Source organism: Acinetobacter baumannii (genome assembly GCF_009759685.1).
In the GTDB taxonomy this organism is placed as follows: Bacteria; Pseudomonadota; Gammaproteobacteria; order Pseudomonadales; family Moraxellaceae; genus Acinetobacter; species Acinetobacter baumannii.
Genome location: NZ_CP046654.1, coordinates 3,823,074 through 3,840,919, shown reverse-complemented (window position 1 = coordinate 3,840,919; position 17,846 = coordinate 3,823,074). Strand labels below are relative to the sequence as shown.

Here is a 17,846-nt window from a genome sequence, read left to right as displayed (position 1 = left end):
AATTATTCAGAAATAATTTTAGCAGATTCAATAACAACGTTTTCTAAAGGAACGTCAGCGTGATAACCACGGTTACCTGTACGTACGCCTTTGATTGCTTCTACAACGTCCATACCTTCAACAACTTTACCGAATACAGCATAACCCCAACCTTGTGCAGTTTTTGAAGTATGGTTCAAGAAAGAGTTATTTTTTACGTTGATGAAGAATTGTGCAGAAGCAGAGTGTGGAGCTTGAGCACGTGCCATTGCAATGGTACCTACATCGTTGCTTAAACCGTTGTCAGCTTCGTTTTCAATCGCATCACGAGTTGCTTTTTCTTTGAAGTTTTCGTCAAAGCCACCACCTTGGATCATGAAACCGTCAATAACGCGGTGGAAAATCACGCCATCATAGAAACCGTCACGTACGTATTCTAGAAAATTAGCAGCCGTTTTCGGTGCTTTTTCAGTGTTAAGCTCAAGAACAATACGACCTTTGTTGGTGTTTAATTCGACTTGAGGAAAACTCATTACATTAATCTCCTAAACATGGGCAAATTGACCATGGGTTTTTGGTTGAGAGAAGCATAAGCAAACTGTAAACTACAAGGCAAGTAAAAAACGTTAAAATCTTTGTGAAAAATGAAGATAGCGTTTATTTTTTCGAAATTTTATCTACAAAGAAGTGATTGATACACTATGAAGCCTAATGATGTTGTCTCGAACCTGCCAAACAACCCGACACCGAATACTCATGCCTCTGTCGATTCTGCGCAGCAAGAACAACAGGCTGGATTAGATTTTGTTCGCCAAGTCATTACCGATGATTTAGCTGCCGGACGTGCCAAACAAATCGTAACGCGTTTCCCGCCAGAACCAAATGGTTATTTACATATTGGTCACGTAAAAGCAATTTGCCTCAACTTTGGCGTTGCTGAAGAGTTTAATGGTCTTTGTAATTTACGTTTTGACGATACCAACCCGGATGCGGAAGAACAAGAGTATGTTGATGGTATCGCCAATGATGTGAAGTGGCTTGGATTTAGCTGGAATGGCGAACCACGTTATGCTTCCGGTTATTTTGATCAGCTTTATGCTTGGGCAATTCAGTTGATTGAACAAGGCGATGCATATGTTGATTTGCAGTCTCCAGAAGAAATCAAATTAAATCGTGGTAGCTTTGTTGAGCCAGGTAAAAATTCGCCATATCGTGATGCTTCTGTTGAAGAAAACCTTGCTCGTTTTGAAAAAATGCGCAATGGTGAACTTAAAGAGGGTGAAGCTGTTTTACGCGCCAAAATTGATATGGCAAGCCCGAATGTACATATGCGTGACCCAATTTTGTATCGTGTTTTACATTCAGAGCATCACCAAACAGGTGATAAGTGGAAAATCTACCCAATGTATGACTATGCTCATCCATTGTCTGATGCGATCGAAGGAATCACACATTCACTTTGTACATTAGAGTTCCAAGACCACCGTCCGTTTTATGACTGGATTGTTGAAAAAGTTAAGTCTAAAGCTGTGCCGCACCAGTATGAATCTTCTCGCTTAAACGTAGATTACACCATTACGTCTAAACGTAAATTACGTAAATTGGTTGAAGGCGGTTATGTGAATGGATGGGATGATCCTCGTATGCCAACGGTTGTGGGTATGCGTCGCCGTGGTTTCACACCAGAAGGCCTACGTGATTTCTGTAAACGTGTAGGTGTGTCTAAAACTGACGGTATTGTGGATGTCGCAATGCTTGAGTTCTGTATTCGTCAATCTTTAGAGAATACGGCAGCGCGCGGTATGGCAGTGTTAAATCCATTAAAAGTAACACTTACGAACTTACCGGAAGATTTAGACCTTACCCATGCTCGTCATCCTAATGTCGATATGGGTGAGCGCGTTATTCCATTAACTAAAGAAATCTATATTGACCGTAAAGATTTCGAAGAAGTACCGCCAAAAGGCTTTAAACGTTTAATTCCTGATGGTGAAGTTCGTTTACGCCATGCATATGTGATTAAGTGTGATGAAGTCATTAAAGATACAAACGGTGAAGTCGTTGAGCTGAAGTGTTCGATCGATCCGGATACTTTAGGTAAAAATCCTGAAGGCCGCAAAGTAAAAGGCGTAATTCACTGGGTATCTGCAACTAAAGGTATTCCTGCTGAAGTACGTATTTATGATCGATTGTTTACAGAAGCTGACCCTGAAACTGGTGATGATTTCTTAGCAAACTTAAATCCAGATTCTTTGAAAGTGGTTCAAGCTGTGATCGAACCTGCTTTAGCTCAAGCGAAGCCAGAAGATCGCTTCCAGTTTGAACGCGAAGGTTATTTCGTTGCTGATCAATACGATCATACTCCTGAGAAGCCTGTGTTTAACCGTGTTCTTGACTTAAAAGACAGCTTCAAGCCTGAGAAAAAGTAAGAGATTGATTATCTCTTACTTTTTCGCAAGACGAACAACATGTTGTGAGTAGATAGTTGAGATTGATTATCTCTTACTTTTTCGCAAGACGAACAACATGTTGTGAGTAGATAGTTGAGATTGATTATCTCTTACTTTTTCGCAAGACGAATATCATGTGGTGAGTAAACAGAAGATATAAAAAAGCCCAACTGTAAAGTTGGGCTTTTTATTCAGGTGTCTTCTCATATTTTCTTTTTCTTTATGATTAACGTCCTTGGCAAAGTAGCTTAGGCCGGGTTAATCACATAAAAATAAAGAACTAAGATGATGAGGAGAACGCATGAAAGCAATAAATAAGTATTGACCGTATTAAAGCTTTTAATAAATTTCCAGATATCCATAGTAATTCAGCGTATATTTTATGTTACAAATTAATAATACACTGAAAATTTTAAGAAATGTTTCCAAAGATAGAATATAAACTTTCCTTTGCTTGAAAAATAAACAATTAATACCAAATGGTAAACTCTAACCTTTGTAGATATTAGAAAATTTCTAATTTAACCACTATATCCGATTCGTTTTAGAAACTTTTGAATAACTTCAAATGCAGCATGTTCAAGTGCTTGAGCATATTGTAAGTTTTCTTCTCGTAGTTTCGGAATTGAAATTTTGGCATTACGAAGTTCACATGTATGGCCAATGAGCCATTTCTCAAAATTTTCTTCTGTTGTTTCAATATGAAACTGCAAGGCAAGAATATTATTTCCAACTTCAAATGCCTGATTAGTATAAATCTCTGAACTCGCTAATAACACTGCGTTTTCAGGCAGGTCAAAAGTGTCGCCATGCCAGTGTAAAACATGCACATTATTAAGCAAAGGTGATAATACCTGATTAGGACGTAAACTTAAGCTTAAGGCTCCCCAGCCAATTTCTTTTTGATGGCCTGCATATACTTTGGCGCCAAGTGCATGCGCAATAAGCTGTGCGCCTAGGCAAATACCAAGTGTAGGTTTATCTGCTGCCAAGCGTTGTTTAAGTAAAGCGATTTCATCTTTTAAAAACGGATAATCTTCGGTTTCATAAACTCCGATTGGGCCGCCTAAAATAATAGTTAAACCGTCATGTGTAAAAGCAGGGGTTAAATCATCCACACCTGCTTCAAAATAGCGGACACGAAACCCAAGTTGATAAAAAACATCTTCTAATGAACCTAGGTCTTCGAAAGCAAGATGCTGAATGGCATAAATGGTTTTAGGGAAGGCGTTTGTTGTGTTCATACAAATGATTCAGAGAGGACCAATAGGTGGAGTATAGCGATAAATATAAAGAAGAAAATATCCATACAAATCGTCAATACCTGAAAATTGCTATTTTTCGTTAAGATAATCTTGTTACACATAAATATTTTGTAGGGAAGAAATATCTACGCGTAACTGCTATTTAAAATAAAAGCTTTACGTTTTCATTATGGTCGATATTTGAAAGTTGATGTTCATCTTTTAAATTCACTCCTGAAAAGCCAAGCTGTTTTGATTTTCTCATTAATGCCATTAAACGTTGTACAGCAACCGGAATACTTAAACCTGCTGAGCGAACATTTGAAATACAGTTGCGTTTGGAATCGAGACAGCCTGAATATGCATTCCATGTGTAGTAAATTCCCATACTGTCAGGAGAGCTTAAACCAGGGCGTTCTCCAATCAGCATGACTAACATGGATGCTTTAAAAATTTCTGCAACTTCATCGCCTAAAGCAACTCTGCTTCCTGTTGCAAGTACAATCGGGGCAAGGCTCCAATTTTCTTGCTGAATTTGTTCACTTAGCGCTGCAATAAATGCGATGGCATTTGCTTCAATCGCTCTTGCAGAGAGACCGTCACCGACCACAATACAAACATCATACTGTTGCGTGTTTTCTGCATACTTCTTAATTAAGGCTTCTTTTGATTGATCTGAAAGCTGACGTCCTAAATCTGGACGTTTAAGATAAATTTCTTTATTAGGTGCATTACTTTGTACACGCAGACTTTGCAGCTGCCGTTGTGTTAATTGCTCCGAGAGGTAGGAAACATCCATCTCTTGATAAACCGCATCTTTTGCTTGCGCATGCGACAACTGGAACTCAAGTAAGGCACGTGTTGGAATGCTACAACCCGCACGGCCCAGAGCAATACGGGCATCAGTAAACTGTTTAAGTTTTTCCCACTGATCTTGATGAGTAGAAGATGGATATTGAATATCACGGTTCAGTTTCATGGCGTTCTCCCTAGTTCATGAGCAGACGAGAGAATTGGTCGGGCATGTGGTCTGCCCAACAGATTTGAGAGTTTTGTTGTTTAAAAATACCTTGCTGTTCAAGCCAAGCTGAAAACTCAGGAGCGGGTTTTAAACCGAGGAGTTGTCTTAAATAGAGGGCATCATGGAATGATGTTGTTTGATAGTTGAGCATGACATCGTCTGAACCCGGAATCCCCATTATAAAGTTAATGCCTGCGGCGCCAAATAGAGTAAGAAGTACATCCATATCATTTTGGTCGGCATCGGCATGGTTGGTATAACAAATGTCGCAGCCCATTGGCACGCCAAGTAACTTACCGCAGAAGTGATCTTCCAGTCCTGCACGTATAATTTGTTTACCGTTAAAGAGATATTCGGGGCCAATAAAACCAACGACTGTATTCACTAAAAGCGGATTGTATTTACGGGCCACCGCATAGGCACGAGTTTCTAATGTTTGTTGGTCAACGCCGTGATGAGCATTGCTTGATAGGGCACTGCCTTGACCTGTTTCAAAGTACATGACGTTTTGTCCAATGGTTCCGCGCTTGAGTGAGAGGGTGGCTTCATATCCTTCTTGTAGTAAATCAAGTGAAATTCCAAAACCTTCATTAGCCAGTTGGGTGCCGGCAATTGATTGGAACATTAAATCAATCGGTACATTTTTTTCAGCCAGTTGAATGCCTGAGCTGATATGCGTAAGTACACAAGATTGCGTTGGAATTTGATATTCCTGAATGACATGATCAAGCAATTTCAGTAGCTCTGACAAATTATGCAGGTTATCCGTGGCAGGGTTAATGCCAATTACGGCATCACCATTGCCATACATCAACCCATCTAAAATACTGGCTGAAATACCGAGCACATCATCGGTAGGGTGGTTCGGTTGTAAACGGGTAGAAAGATGTCCTTTTAAACCAATTGTGTTGCGAAATTGGGTGACCACTTCACATTTGCTGGCGACATAAATCAAATCTTGATTGCGCATAATTTTGCTGACAGCAGCCACCATTTCTGGGGTTAAACCCGATGCTAATGCTTTTAAGCTTTCTGGAGTGGCATCTTCTCCAAGTAGCCAATTTCTAAAATCGCCTACTGTAAAATGTGAAATAGGGGCAAAGGCTGCCAGATCATGTTCATCAATAATCAGTCGTGTAATTTCATCAGTTTCATAATCGATTACAACTTCATTTAAAAAGGTTTTTAATGGCACATCAGCCAAAGTCATTTGTGCCGCAACATGTTCGGTTGCATCTCTGGCAGCTACACCTGCTAACTCATCGCCTGAACGTAACGGTGTAGCTTTGGCCATTAACGTTTTTAGGTCAGCAAAGTGATACTGTTGATTGGCGACAATATTGCGATAACTCATAGTTACATCCTTTTATTTATAGTTCTTGTTCTGCGGCTTTAATATTTGCAAACTCTTCTTCTGGTGTTCCTTTCACTAAATGATAGCGGCTGTAGAACAAAAAGTAAGCAATAAATACGACATAGATACCGGCAGCAATAAACCACACTTTCGGATTAACAACAAAACCTGCGATCACAGCAGCGACTGCTAAAACTAGTGCAATGCTTGAAGTGATGACTCCTCCTGGAGTTTTATAAGGACGAGGCATGTCGGGTTTAGATAAGCGCAGTTTGATGTGTGATAAAAGAATCAGCACATAAGAAATAGTTGCGCCAAAAACCGCGATTAAAATGAGTGAATCGCCTTCTTTGGTAAGTGAAAGTAAGAACCCGATAATGCCCGGAATAATAATTGCAAGATAAGGGGCTTTATTTTTATTGGTTAAAGAGAGTGAAGTAGGTAAGTAACCAGCTCGTGACAATGCAAAGATTTGACGCGAATAGGCATAGATAATTGAGAAGAAACTTGCGATTAAACCAGCTAAACCCACAAAGTTTACGAATGTCGCAAGCCAAGTGTTGGTGCCATAAACTTTAACCAAAGCATCTACCAGAGGAGCGCCTGAGTTTTGTAAAGTACTTGCACCTGCTGCACCTGCACCCAAGAACAAAATAAGCATGGCAAATGCTGTTAAGATGAGCATTGCACCGATTAAACCGCGTGGCAGAGATTTGGCTGGATCTTTTGCTTCTTCTGCTGCTAACGGAACACCTTCTACTGCAAGAAAAAACCAGATAGCAAAAGGAACCGCGGCCCAGATGCCCAAGTAGCCATGAGGTAAAAAAAGACTTGCGCCAACACCTGTACTAACTGGAATATCAAATAAATTTTGTGCATTAAAGTGTGGAATCATTGCCCCAATAAACACGACAAGGGCAACAGCGGCGACAAGTGTAATCGCAAACATGATTTTTAAAGCTTCGCCAGCACCTTTGAGATGTATACCCATAAAAATGGCGTAACAGGCGAGGTAAATCATCCAGCCATTAATACCAAATAGAGATTCGCAATAACCACCAATGAATACGGCAATAGCGGCAGGCGCAATTGCGTATTCAATTAAAATCGCTGTGCCTGTTAAATAACCACCAAAAGGTCCAAAGGCAGCACGGGCAAAACTATAACCGCCACCTGCTGTCGGCATCATGGTGGACATTTCTGACATAGAAAGACATAGGCACAGGTACATCAAAGCAGCAAGAGCAGTGGCAATAAACATACCACCCCAACCACCTTGAGCAATACCAAAGTTCCAGCCGGCAAAATCACCTGATATCACATACGCTACGCCTAAACCAATCAGGAGTAACCAACCCACGGTACCTTGTTTAAGTTGACGCTGAGCAAAATATTCTGCTGATGAGACTTCTGCACTTGAAGAAATAACGGAAGCTGTTTCTGGTTGATTCATACAATACTCCTGCGAGTTGGTTTGTATGAATGAATGCAAAAGCAATGCCTAAATGGTGCGCTTTAAATATTAGATGACGCTTTTTTATTCCGGATAGTAAAAATTTGAGAGCTGACTGTATTAAATAAAAAAGCCAGCAATCTAAATTACCGGCTTCTTATATAATTAATGAGCTTGCTTCCTTCTAGCGTTGATAGTTTGGTATCAACTTGGTGCGAAACTTAGAAGAAGCCCATTGGTTTGGTTGAATAACTCACCAACAAGTTTTTGGTTTGTTGATAGTGATCCAGCATCATCTTATGGTTTTCACGACCAATACCAGACTTCTTGTAACCACCAAATGCAGCATGCGCAGGATAGATGTTATAGCAGTTTGTCCAGACACGACCCGCCTCAATAGCACGACCAGCGCGGTAAGAAATATGGGCTGAACGTGACCATACACCTGCACCTAAACCATACATAGTGTCGTTGGCAATTTTGATTGCATCGTCAAAGTCTTTAAATGTTGTCACAGCCAGTACAGGACCAAAAATTTCTTCTTGGAAAACTTGCATGCTGTTGTGGCCTTTAAAAATAGTCGGATCAACATAGAAACCATCACCTACTTCTTTACGGCCACTACCACCCAGTAAAAGTTCTGCACCTTCTTCACGGCCCGTATTAATACAACGTAAGATTTTCTCTTGTTGTTGCAAAGATGCTTGAGCACCAATCATGGTTTCAGTATCAAGAGGATGACCAGTTTTAATACATTTTACACGTTCGACGGCCAACTCTAAGAATTGATCAGCAATACTTTCTTGTACTAAAGCACGAGAAGGGCAAGTACATACTTCACCTTGGTTTAAAGCAAACATGGCAAAACCTTCCAGCGTTTTTTCTAAGAAGTCATCTTGTTTATCCATGATGTCTTCAAAGAAAAGGTTCGGTGACTTGCCGCCAAGCTCTAGCGTGACTGGAATAATATTTTCGGTCGCATATTGCATCACCATTTGCCCAGTTTGAGTTGAACCTGTGAACGCAATTTTGGCAATACGTGGGCTTGTCGCTAACGGACGGCCAACTTCTGCACCGAAACCATTCACAATATTAAGTACGCCCGGCGGTAAGATATCTTGGATGAGTTCGGCAACCAACAAAATACCTACCGGAGTTTGCTCAGCTGGCTTAATCACCACACAGTTACCAGCCGCCAAAGCGGGAGCGAGCTTCCATGCAGCCATTAAAATCGGGAAGTTCCATGGAATGATTTGACCAACCACACCTAGTGGTTCATGGAAATGGTAGGCAATGGTATCTTCATCAATTTCAGAGATGCCGCCTTCTTGAGCACGAATACACCCTGCGAAATAACGGAAATGGTCGATTGCAAGTGGAAGGTCAGCTGCTAAAGTTTCACGAACTGCTTTACCGTTATCCCAAGTTTCTGCAACCGCAAGCATTTCAAGATTTGCTTCTAAACGATCAGCAATTTTTAAAAGTATATTAGAACGTGTAGTCGGTGAAGATTTATTCCATGAAGCTTTTGCTTTGTGTGCTGCATCTAAAGCAAGTTCAATATCTTCAGCACTAGAGCGTGGAATGCGTGTGAAAGCTTTTCCATCCACTGGTGACACATTATCAAAATATTCACCCTTTAGAGGTGCAACCCATTCACCGCCAATAAAATTTTCATATTGTGATTTAAATTGAACTTTTGAGCCTGGTTGATTTGGATCGATATAGCGCATATAAATATTCCTTTGCTTTTTTAGGACTAAAGACTAACAAGAACCCTGTCAGTAAGTACTTTCGTACTTTGTATAATTAGGATATAAAGAAGAAGGTTGGAGAAAGGTTGGAATAGAAATGTGAATATATAAGGAATTTACAAATGTTCACAAAAAAGGATTTATTGCAGCAACGGATGTTGATTGATCAACTGCGCACGCAAAATAGTCTCTCTCCTCAGAACGCTGCCAAACTCGGCCAAAGTATTGCAAGCTCGTGGGAACGATCAGCTTCTGCTGCGATTCCTAAAGAACGATTTGCAGCACCTCTACTTGAAAGAAAATCTGCTTCACAAAATGCTTTAGATCTGGCACTAAGCCAGTGTGCTGATGACTTACGTCATATTGCAGAGCAATCTTCTATGGTCATTGCTGTGGGTGACATTGGTAGTACCATTATCTGGACAGCTTCCAGTGCTCAAATGCAGAGTGCTGCTGAACGTGTACATTTTGTACAAGGTGGTCAATGGCGTGAAGAATTTGTAGGTACGAATGCATTGGCGTTATCTTTAAAAACTCAACAATCAAGCTGTGTTTTTTCCAATGAACATTATATGGAGTCGATTCACGATTGGGTTTGTTATGCGGCACCCATTATCGATCCATACTCAAAACAAACCTTGGGCGTGGTAGATTTATCAACCACATGGAAAAACCATAATACCTTGGGCATTTTGGCCGCTGAGCGTTGTGCCTCCATTATTCAATCTGCCTTGTTAGAACAACAGCGCCAGCACTTACACATCCGGGCATTTTCGACGCCACAAGTTAAATTTAACGGCAAAAGTTTATTATTGACGCCGCGTCAAATTGAAATTTTAACGATATTGGCACTATGTCCGCATGGTTTAACCTTAGAGCATCTCTATCAGGCACTTTATGGTGAGCGTAAAGTAAGCATGGGTACGCTTAAAGCTGAAATGTCTCAATTGCGAGATATATTGGGAGGTTTGCTTGGTTCACGTCCATATCGGTTACTTGTGCATGTTGAGGCCGATTTTTTACAAGCTGAACAAGCGCTTGATGCTGGGTATGTCGCCTCTGCGTTGCAGCTCTATACCGGAGTTTTTCTGGCAAAAACCGAAAGTCCGTTTCTGTGTGCATGGCGCGACTGCCTTGAGTCACGCTTGAGTGATGCGATTTTTAAAACACAAGAAACAGATTTATTACTTAAACATTTAGCTCATTTTCCCGAAGCAATCGATGCGGTAGAACGTCTTATGGAGTTATTACCGAGTGAACATCCTGCGCATCAATTGCTGGTGAAATATATTGACTCACCTAAGCTAAGTTAGGTGACTTTTTGATCCAGCCATTGGAATAGTTGCTGATAGACTTGTTCCCGTACTGGCTGGGCCGAAAGGACTAAATCGTGTAAACCATTGTGAATAGAGACAACCGAGACATCGCCTTTCATTTTTTTCCCAAATTTGGCAATGTCTTTAACGTCTAAAATGACATCGCTTTGAGTTGCATCGGGTCCCCATTTGCGTGGGTTTTTAGTTTGGTGCGAATGCATAATCAGGGCTGGAATATTCAATTTAACACCGCGGTGAATTTCTTTTTGCGCAGTATGAATTGCATGTACAAAGCTGAGTTGAACTGTCGGGGCAGAGGTTGGTTTCCAATCGAGGTTGAAAACCCATTCACCTTTAAGCTGCTTATGAAGACTGGTGGTGTACCATTTGTTCAGTTGGCTTGGAAATTTAACTTTTGGCAGATATTTTCCTACTCGACTGAGCATTGGAATACCAAACTTCTTTTCGACTAAGCTTAAATTAAAATCGTAAAACGGACTATTCGCCCAGAGTGCTTTAATGAGGGGATGATCAGGATGATGCGCAGCATAAAGCGTTGCCGTTAAGCCGCCTGTTGAGTGACCTGCAAGTAAAACTTGTGTATGTTTTTCTTGGCCAATAATCTCTAATGCTTGAGTAATTTCGGCATCATATTCATTTAAATCGAGCACATTATAGAAAATTTGATGAGGCAGTTTTGAGCGGCCATATTTTCTTAAATCGAGTGCATAGAAGTCATAACCATGGGCATTAAATTGCTCGGCCATTTCGGTTTGAAAGAAATAATCTAAAAAACCATGAATATAAAGTACCGCTTTTTGAGTTGGTTGAGTGGCTTTTTTACGAACTAAGGTGGCTACAACTTTACCTTCATAATCATCTGGAAAGTTGAGCGTTAGCTGCTCATAGCCGGCACCTAAAATATCTGGGGCATAATTGTGTTTAGCTGTAGATGTATTCATTTTTATCGAGCTATTGTCATTAAGTCATGTTAAGTATCCTTCAATGAAATGGGCAAATTGTCAATCAGGTTTAGAGAAGGTTGGAGTATAGGTTTTAAAAAAAGGGAATACCGCTGGAGCTAAGTATTCCCCAAAAAGTAAGTCAACGGTCGGAGGGATTTGACTTACTACAGGAACATAGCGTTACATCAGTATTAAAGTGCTGCTTTGAAAATCTCCACAACTTGTGCATGGTTTGCTTTACGTGGGTTGGTGAGCATACATGCGTCTTTTTGAGCGTTTTCGGCCATCACCGCGAGGTCCTCAGTTTTTACGCCAAGTTCTGTTAAGCCAGATGGGATACCAATTGAAGAAGACAGTTTACGAATGGCATCAATTGCAGCATACGCAGCTTCTGTTACGGTGAGACCGTGCGTATTTACACCCATTAATTCTGCGATTTTTGCATAACGATCTGGACAAGCAATTAAGTTAAATTCACATACATGTGGTAGCAAGATTGCGTTACATACACCATGAGGTAGGTTGTAGAACCCGCCCAACTGGTGCGCCATTGCATGAACATAACCTAAAGATGCATTGTTAAATGCCATACCAGCCAAGTACTGCGCATAGCTCATAGCATCACGAGCTTCGATGTTTTCACCATTTGCGACAGCGGGTTGTAACCATTGACTAATCATGGTGATTGCTTTTTCTGCACACGCATCAGTAATTGGGTTTGCTGCTGTAGAAACATATGCTTCAACTGCATGGGTTAGTGCATCCATACCTGTTGCAGCGGTTAAACCAGCCGGTTTTGCAATCATGAGTTTCGGGTCATCGATCGCAATGAGAGGGGTACAACGCCAGTCCACAATAGCCATTTTTACATGAGTATCTGTATTGGTAATAATACAGAAACGAGTCATTTCAGATGCCGTACCAGCCGTTGTATTGACTGCAATTAATGGCGTCATTGGGACTTTACTTTTATCGATGCCTTCGTAGTCACGAATATGACCACCACCCGCAGTCACTAAGCCAATCCCTTTTGCACAGTCATGAGATGAGCCACCGCCTAACGACACAATAAAGTCACAGCCATTTTCGTTATAGGCATTCACACCGTTATGAACATTAATATCGGTTGGGTTAGGTTCCGCGCCCGGGAAAATATGGCTCGCTACGCCTGCTTCGGTTAAATAGCTTGCGATAAGATCTGCAACGCCAAATTTAAATAGCCCTTCATCGGTCACAATTAATGCTTTTTTTGCGCCGAGGTTCTGCGCCTTTGTTCCAATTTCTTTGGCACATCCTGGTCCAAAGAGTGATACGCAAGGAATATAAAAACCGTTTGTTTGATCTGCAATATTTTTAAAAGCCATGGAGTGATTCCTTTTTCCATAAATCCATTGTTTGTTATTACAGGTGAGCCTCACCATGGCCTTAGTATTGTGATGTGTAGATTATTTTCCTACCTACCAAAAACCTACCAAATACCAACTTGATATTAGTTATTGATTTATATTGTTTTTATGGAAAATTTGGCTCATTCATTTAAATTTTTCGGGAAAATCGTTAAGCTATGGGCTGTTGAAGATGTACATATGAGATTATGAAACAGGAAACTGCACTTAAACTGCTAAAAGCAGGTGAAAATGTTTTTTTAACCGGTTCGGCTGGTGCAGGGAAAACCTATACACTCAATCAGTACATCCATTATTTAAAAGCGCGTAAAGTACCTGTAGCGATTACAGCGTCTACCGGTATTGCGGCAACGCATATGAATGGCATGACCATTCATACATGGGCTGGTATTGGCATCAAAGATCATCTAACTGACGATGACTTGAAACGGATGAAAGAGCGTAAATATCTCAAGGAACACCTTGAAAACGCGCAAGTTCTTGTGATTGATGAAATCTCAATGCTCCATGCGAAGCAGCTTAATCTGGTCAATCAGGTTTTAAAATATTTTAAAGAAAGTGATGAAGCATTCGGTGGCATTCAAGTGATTGTGGCTGGAGATTTCTTCCAGTTGCCGCCTGTAGGCCGTAATGGTGAAGCCAACCGTGACAAATTCTGTTTTATGTCTGATGCATGGGTCGAAGCCAAATTTCGGGTATGTTATTTAACAGAACAACACCGCCAAGATGATGAAATTCTGAATCAGATATTAAATGCGATTCGTGCGCAAAGTATTCAAACCGAGCATTTGCAAGCTTTGCATCAATCCCGTACTCATGACATTGGCGAAACCTTTACTCGTCTTTATACGCATAACATGGATGTCGACAATATCAATTATCAGCACTTAAACGAAATTGATAATGAAGGACATCAATTTAATGCCGTTTTAGACGGTAATGAAAAATTATTAGAAACTTTAAAGTCTTCAGTTCGTGCTCCGGAAGAACTCACACTTAAAAAACATGCCAAAGTGATGTTTGTAAAAAACAACTTTGATATGGGTTATATCAACGGAAGTTTAGGTGAGGTGATCGGTTTTGAAGAAGATGACGAAAATGGGTTATTGCCAAAGGTAAAATTAACCGATGGTACAACTTTGCTGGTAGCGCCTGAAACATGGTCAATTGAAAATGAAGCAGGAAAAGTCATTGCAAGTTTTCAGCAAATTCCACTTCGTTTGGCATGGGCGATTACCATTCATAAAAGCCAAGGTATGACTTTGGAAGCTGCTGAAATTAACCTGATGCATACCTTTGAAAAAGGGCAAGGTTATGTTGCGCTCTCACGTTTGAAGTCTTTAACAGGGTTAAAATTATTAGGTTTTAATGAACAAGCTTTGGAGTTAGATAGTCTGGCTGTAAAAGCTGATCGCCGTTTTCAAGAGCTTTCTAAAGAAGCCGAAGATAATTTTGCTAATGTCGATTTAACGGCTCAACATAAAGCCTTTATTCGTCATTGTGGTGGAACCTTAAATGAAACTGAGATTTCAAGAAATGAGAAAAAACTAGCGAGAGGCGAGAAGCAAAATTACGCCTCAGCGACTTTGGATGAAACTCGTGCATTGTTTGAAGAAGGCTACGAAATTGAAGATATTGCACATGAACGTGGTCTAACACCTGCAACCATTATTAATCACTTGGCTCGACTGCATAAAGAACAAAAGCTAGATATTTCGGTTGCCCATCCTGGTGAAGAAGTGGTCGAAGAAGTACGTAAAATTTATAAGAAGTTGAAAAAACGCCAAAATCCGGATCATTTTTCTGATGATGGTTCGATCAAACTAAGACCAATTGTTGAGGCAACCAGTCCTCGAATGGGATATGATCAGGTTCGATTAGCTTTATTATTTATTGAATAAAGTTTAATTGGCTTAAATGACTTATTATATAAATTGAGGTGGCTATGCCGCACGTTGTAGTTGATTATTCAGATAACTTAACTGGACTAAATGCAAAACAATTACTTGAAGAAATTAATACCACGCTCATTGAAACAGAGTTGTTTAGTCCAGAAGACATTAAAAGTCGTGCGCGTAGAGATGAGGTTTTTCTGATTGGCTTAGGGGTTGATCAAGCCTATATCCATGTAAAAGCCTATATTTTGTCGGGAAGAACTGCTGAACAAAAACAGCTTGTGGGTGAGCAATTATTAGCGGCGCTCAGCAACAAAAAATATCTACCACAAGAGTTTAATAAAGAAATTCAATTGTGTGTTGAGCTTATTGACATGCCAAGAGACGATTATTTCAAGCAAGTTGTATAACTCAAAAAAGCGCAATTTCGATCAAGAATAGCAATGAGCACTATGTAAAAGTAGTCTGATCTTATTACCGACATTTACTTACTTTTAAAGTGAGTCTAGGGTGATACAGACATAGCTTAGGTTATGCCTGTATGTTTAAAAGTTTGATATCTGCATATTGTTCAATCAGGTTGTCATCTAACATATGGATATAATCCATAAAGATGCTACTAAAGCTTCCCATAGTTTGCGCCTGATTTGCTGCAAGTTTACCTGCAATTGCAAAATGAACATGAGCTGAAAGAGCCGCAATAGTTGGTGTTGCCACAGCGCTATATGCTGCAATTAATGCACCCAAAGCACAGCCTGTTGCAGTAATTTTAGGTTGTAAAGGACTTCCGCCGTTTACTTGAATCACAGCATCTATTTCATTAGACAATATATAATCTGACTCACCTGAAATAGCGATACAGTCTGCATGTGTTAATAGTGCATAAGCCTGTTGATAGGCCTGATCACTACTTAAGGTACTATCCACACCTTTAGATTGAACTTGATTGCCTGCAAGCGTACTGATTTCTGAAGCATTACCACGAATAACACTTGGCTTGAATTGTAAAAGCTCGTCTGTCATTTGACTGCGCCAAGCTAAAATTGGGCCATAGCCTACCGGATCAAGTACCCAAGGAATATTGTTAAGCTGTGCTGTTTTGGCAGAGATTTGCATGGCTTGCATTTGCTCTGAAGTCGGTGTACCCAAATTAATGCTTAAAGCCGATGAAATTTTGGTAAAGCTTTCTGCTTCATAAGGATTATCAATCATGGCAGGTGAAGCACCGGAAGCAAGTAATACATTGGCTGTATAGTTGGCAGCAACGCTGTTGGTAATACATTGTACCAGCGGCGTTTTTGCCTGCATGTTTTGCCAAGCTTCAATCACCTGTTCAATGAGGTTGGATGTCGAAGTCATCTGATAATCCTTATTAAGCCAGAGATAAGAAAGTTAACGGGTAAAATAGTGATCTTGATGTTTGCAATTTTGGCAAATCAACGACACATAATCTGCTGCATCATAGTCAACACTTAGATCATTTGAACCACAGTACATACAACGTTTAACCGAGTAAAAGTTTAAACGAGGTGCGATTTTTCGCCATGCTTTCCATACAGGTTGTACAAATATCTGTTCGTCATAACCTAAAAAGCGGTTAAATAATATATGGCTCATTTTACTGTAAGGAATATTGTAAGGGCGGGGCAACATCGAAGTTTCCCACTTTTCAGTCAAAGCTCGTTCCCGATATTGCTCTAAAGTTTTCTTTAATAGATTGGTATTAATAAACTTTTCATTTCGTGGCTGTAGTGCCTTTTGTTTATAAAGATATTCAAGTGCAGTCTGAATAAGATAATAAATTTGACCAATCGCCAATGAGTCCATTAAACGGTAGCAAAAGGCTTGAAAATTAGAGCTTCCTGCAATTTGGATACCCCAAGTTCGGCAATAGAACTGAGTGAACTGAATAATTTCTTGATAGAGCACCTGAAACAGCACGTCTTTCACTTCATCGGCATTACGAAATGGAATACCAAGACTTAGGTTTTCATAGAACCAGTGGCGTAATTGCTGAGCTACACTAAATAAACTCGGGTCGCTATAACCATCTAAACGAATATTTAAATAAAAGCACTGTGGTTCATCGGTTTGATCTTGTGCATTTAAAATCCCATCTTTATGAAGCTGTTTAATGAGATGGTTCTGGAACATCCAGTTGGGGGTAATCGGCTGATATTTTATCTGGTCCCAATGAATGTATTCGTCATGTGCAACGTCATCACGAGCATAGTCATCAAGTAGGCTCAGTAAAAAAAGTTTATGTAAAAAACTCAGTTGTTCCAGACTACGTTGTGGTTGGTCTTTTGACTTAAACTGGCGTTGTTCTTGTAATCTGGTCTGCTGTAAAAGCTTTTTTCTTTGTTCAGTGCATTGGTCGCAATGACACGTCATTTTTGTGTCTTTAAATACACGGTGTTGGCAATGGCTACATTCATGAAATTGAACGTCTTGCTCAAATTGTTCGGCATCTACCCAGTACATCGACGCTTGGCAGAGAGGGCAATGGCTACTTTCATCTAGCTGTTTTTGTAGAATTTGTAAGGCCATTTTGCTCCGAGCGTTTAAATCAATCACGACTGACTGACCTATTATACACAGCTGCATTGCCGATAGATGAGATTGTCTTTTTGTTTGATGCAAAAATAGAAAACCTAAAGTCTTTGTTTTGACTTTAGGTTTTTATAAGAGGTTAAAAGTTAAGATTAAACAGGGCACGGCAAGGTCTCATCATTTTGTCCAAGTTTTTTGGCATTGATCAGTGCCTGCACTTTTTTACTTGGTAATTTCACTTTACCTAAGGCGTCATAAGTATTAACGATAGTAGTTACCTCCTGAGCTGTCATTGAAATACCTTCGGCGGACAAGAACACGGCAATCACATGATGGTCGAGTCCTGCTGCATCTAGATCATGAATCACTTTAATGTTTTCTAGTCGATGTAAATAAGCTTTTAATTCCATAGTGAGTTCCTCTTGTTCTGATTGAAATACTTATACTGGTATATTG

At 40.1% G+C, this 17,846-nt stretch carries 15 protein-coding genes; 4 read left to right on the top strand and 11 right to left on the bottom strand.

Annotation, left to right across the window (positions count from 1 at the left end; genetic code table 11):
* Positions 1-2: 2 nt before the first annotated feature.
* Positions 3-512: a peptidylprolyl isomerase gene (locus tag GO593_RS18300; RefSeq protein WP_000009658.1), complete on the bottom strand. Its 510-nt coding sequence runs from the start codon at positions 510-512 to the stop codon at positions 3-5.
* Between the two features lie 168 nt (positions 513-680).
* Between GO593_RS18300 and GO593_RS18295 the strand changes: the two genes are divergently transcribed.
* Positions 681-2,408 carry a glutamine--tRNA ligase/YqeY domain fusion protein gene (locus GO593_RS18295; protein WP_000803941.1) on the top strand — a complete coding sequence of 576 codons (1,728 nt, stop codon included), beginning with the start codon at positions 681-683 and terminating at the stop codon, positions 2,406-2,408.
* A gap of 542 nt (positions 2,409-2,950) precedes the next feature.
* On the opposite strand, the gene GO593_RS18290 is transcribed toward GO593_RS18295, so the two are convergent.
* From GO593_RS18290 to exaC, 5 genes are all read right to left on the bottom strand, one after another.
* Positions 2,951-3,673: a glutamine amidotransferase gene (locus tag GO593_RS18290; protein ID WP_001098471.1), complete on the bottom strand. Its 723-nt coding sequence runs from the start codon at positions 3,671-3,673 to the stop codon at positions 2,951-2,953.
* A gap of 163 nt (positions 3,674-3,836) precedes the next feature.
* Complete coding sequence (eutC, locus tag GO593_RS18285; RefSeq protein WP_000774025.1) at positions 3,837-4,652, bottom strand: ethanolamine ammonia-lyase subunit EutC; 816 nt, start codon at positions 4,650-4,652, stop codon at positions 3,837-3,839.
* 10 nt (positions 4,653-4,662) lie between these two features.
* Positions 4,663-6,048 (bottom strand): ethanolamine ammonia-lyase subunit EutB, encoded by a 1,386-nt coding sequence (locus GO593_RS18280; protein WP_000122153.1) that lies wholly within the window; start codon positions 6,046-6,048, stop codon positions 4,663-4,665.
* 16 nt (positions 6,049-6,064) lie between these two features.
* Entirely contained in the window at positions 6,065-7,501 is a 1,437-nt protein-coding gene (eat, locus tag GO593_RS18275) for an ethanolamine permease (RefSeq protein WP_001075436.1), read from the bottom strand.
* Positions 7,502-7,722: 221 nt separating this feature from the next.
* Positions 7,723-9,234 (bottom strand): acetaldehyde dehydrogenase ExaC, encoded by a 1,512-nt coding sequence (exaC, locus tag GO593_RS18270; RefSeq protein WP_001269059.1) that lies wholly within the window; start codon positions 9,232-9,234, stop codon positions 7,723-7,725.
* 143 nt (positions 9,235-9,377) lie between these two features.
* Between exaC and GO593_RS18265 the strand changes: the two genes are divergently transcribed.
* On the top strand, positions 9,378-10,568 hold the full coding sequence (locus tag GO593_RS18265; RefSeq protein WP_000494374.1) for a helix-turn-helix domain-containing protein: 1,191 nt from the start codon (positions 9,378-9,380) through the stop codon (positions 10,566-10,568).
* Here the strand turns inward: GO593_RS18265 and GO593_RS18260 are convergent.
* The gene (locus GO593_RS18260; protein WP_001098143.1) at positions 10,565-11,533 is read right to left on the bottom strand and encodes an alpha/beta hydrolase; all 969 of its coding nucleotides are present in this window, start codon (positions 11,531-11,533) and stop codon (positions 10,565-10,567) included. The genes GO593_RS18265 and GO593_RS18260 overlap by 4 nt on opposite strands.
* A gap of 194 nt (positions 11,534-11,727) precedes the next feature.
* On the bottom strand, positions 11,728-12,900 hold the full coding sequence (mdh, locus tag GO593_RS18255; RefSeq protein WP_000874704.1) for an iron-dependent methanol dehydrogenase: 1,173 nt from the start codon (positions 12,898-12,900) through the stop codon (positions 11,728-11,730).
* A 230-nt stretch (positions 12,901-13,130) separates the two neighbouring features.
* Between mdh and GO593_RS18250 the strand changes: the two genes are divergently transcribed.
* Together GO593_RS18250 and GO593_RS18245 are read left to right on the top strand one after the other, a co-directional pair.
* Positions 13,131-14,843, top strand: a complete 1,713-nt coding sequence (locus GO593_RS18250; protein WP_000808297.1) for an AAA family ATPase — start codon at positions 13,131-13,133, stop codon at positions 14,841-14,843.
* A 44-nt stretch (positions 14,844-14,887) separates the two neighbouring features.
* Positions 14,888-15,247: a 5-carboxymethyl-2-hydroxymuconate Delta-isomerase gene (locus GO593_RS18245; RefSeq protein ID WP_001120984.1), complete on the top strand. Its 360-nt coding sequence runs from the start codon at positions 14,888-14,890 to the stop codon at positions 15,245-15,247.
* A gap of 121 nt (positions 15,248-15,368) precedes the next feature.
* On the opposite strand, the gene thiM is transcribed toward GO593_RS18245, so the two are convergent.
* From thiM to GO593_RS18230, 3 genes are all read right to left on the bottom strand, one after another.
* Positions 15,369-16,196, bottom strand: a complete 828-nt coding sequence (thiM, locus tag GO593_RS18240; RefSeq protein ID WP_000204869.1) for a hydroxyethylthiazole kinase — start codon at positions 16,194-16,196, stop codon at positions 15,369-15,371.
* Positions 16,197-16,229: 33 nt separating this feature from the next.
* Positions 16,230-17,387 (bottom strand): hypothetical protein, encoded by a 1,158-nt coding sequence (locus GO593_RS18235; RefSeq protein WP_001207851.1) that lies wholly within the window; start codon positions 17,385-17,387, stop codon positions 16,230-16,232.
* 155 nt (positions 17,388-17,542) lie between these two features.
* Entirely contained in the window at positions 17,543-17,800 is a 258-nt protein-coding gene (locus GO593_RS18230; protein WP_000420545.1) for a hypothetical protein, read from the bottom strand.
* Between the last annotated feature and the right edge of the window lie 46 nt (positions 17,801-17,846).

Bases quoted from the DNA above. Each gene is read 5' to 3' on its own strand.
- GO593_RS18235 (WP_001207851.1), bottom strand. From the start codon at position 17,387: ATGGCCTTACAAATTCTACAAAAACAGCTAGATGAAAGTAGCCATTGC.
- GO593_RS18245 (WP_001120984.1), top strand. From the start codon at position 14,888: ATGCCGCACGTTGTAGTTGATTATTCAGATAACTTAACTGGACTAAAT.
- thiM (WP_000204869.1), bottom strand. From the start codon at position 16,196: ATGACTTCGACATCCAACCTCATTGAACAGGTGATTGAAGCTTGGCAA.
- eutC (WP_000774025.1), bottom strand. From the start codon at position 4,652: ATGAAACTGAACCGTGATATTCAATATCCATCTTCTACTCATCAAGAT.
- GO593_RS18250 (WP_000808297.1), top strand. From the start codon at position 13,131: ATGAAACAGGAAACTGCACTTAAACTGCTAAAAGCAGGTGAAAATGTT.
- GO593_RS18280 (WP_000122153.1), bottom strand. From the start codon at position 6,048: ATGAGTTATCGCAATATTGTCGCCAATCAACAGTATCACTTTGCTGAC.
- GO593_RS18295 (WP_000803941.1), top strand. From the start codon at position 681: ATGAAGCCTAATGATGTTGTCTCGAACCTGCCAAACAACCCGACACCG.
- mdh (WP_000874704.1), bottom strand. From the start codon at position 12,900: ATGGCTTTTAAAAATATTGCAGATCAAACAAACGGTTTTTATATTCCT.
- GO593_RS18300 (WP_000009658.1), bottom strand. From the start codon at position 512: ATGAGTTTTCCTCAAGTCGAATTAAACACCAACAAAGGTCGTATTGTT.
- GO593_RS18290 (WP_001098471.1), bottom strand. From the start codon at position 3,673: ATGAACACAACAAACGCCTTCCCTAAAACCATTTATGCCATTCAGCAT.
- GO593_RS18265 (WP_000494374.1), top strand. From the start codon at position 9,378: ATGTTCACAAAAAAGGATTTATTGCAGCAACGGATGTTGATTGATCAA.
- exaC (WP_001269059.1), bottom strand. From the start codon at position 9,234: ATGCGCTATATCGATCCAAATCAACCAGGCTCAAAAGTTCAATTTAAA.
- GO593_RS18260 (WP_001098143.1), bottom strand. From the start codon at position 11,533: ATGAATACATCTACAGCTAAACACAATTATGCCCCAGATATTTTAGGT.
- GO593_RS18230 (WP_000420545.1), bottom strand. From the start codon at position 17,800: ATGGAATTAAAAGCTTATTTACATCGACTAGAAAACATTAAAGTGATT.
- eat (WP_001075436.1), bottom strand. From the start codon at position 7,501: ATGAATCAACCAGAAACAGCTTCCGTTATTTCTTCAAGTGCAGAAGTC.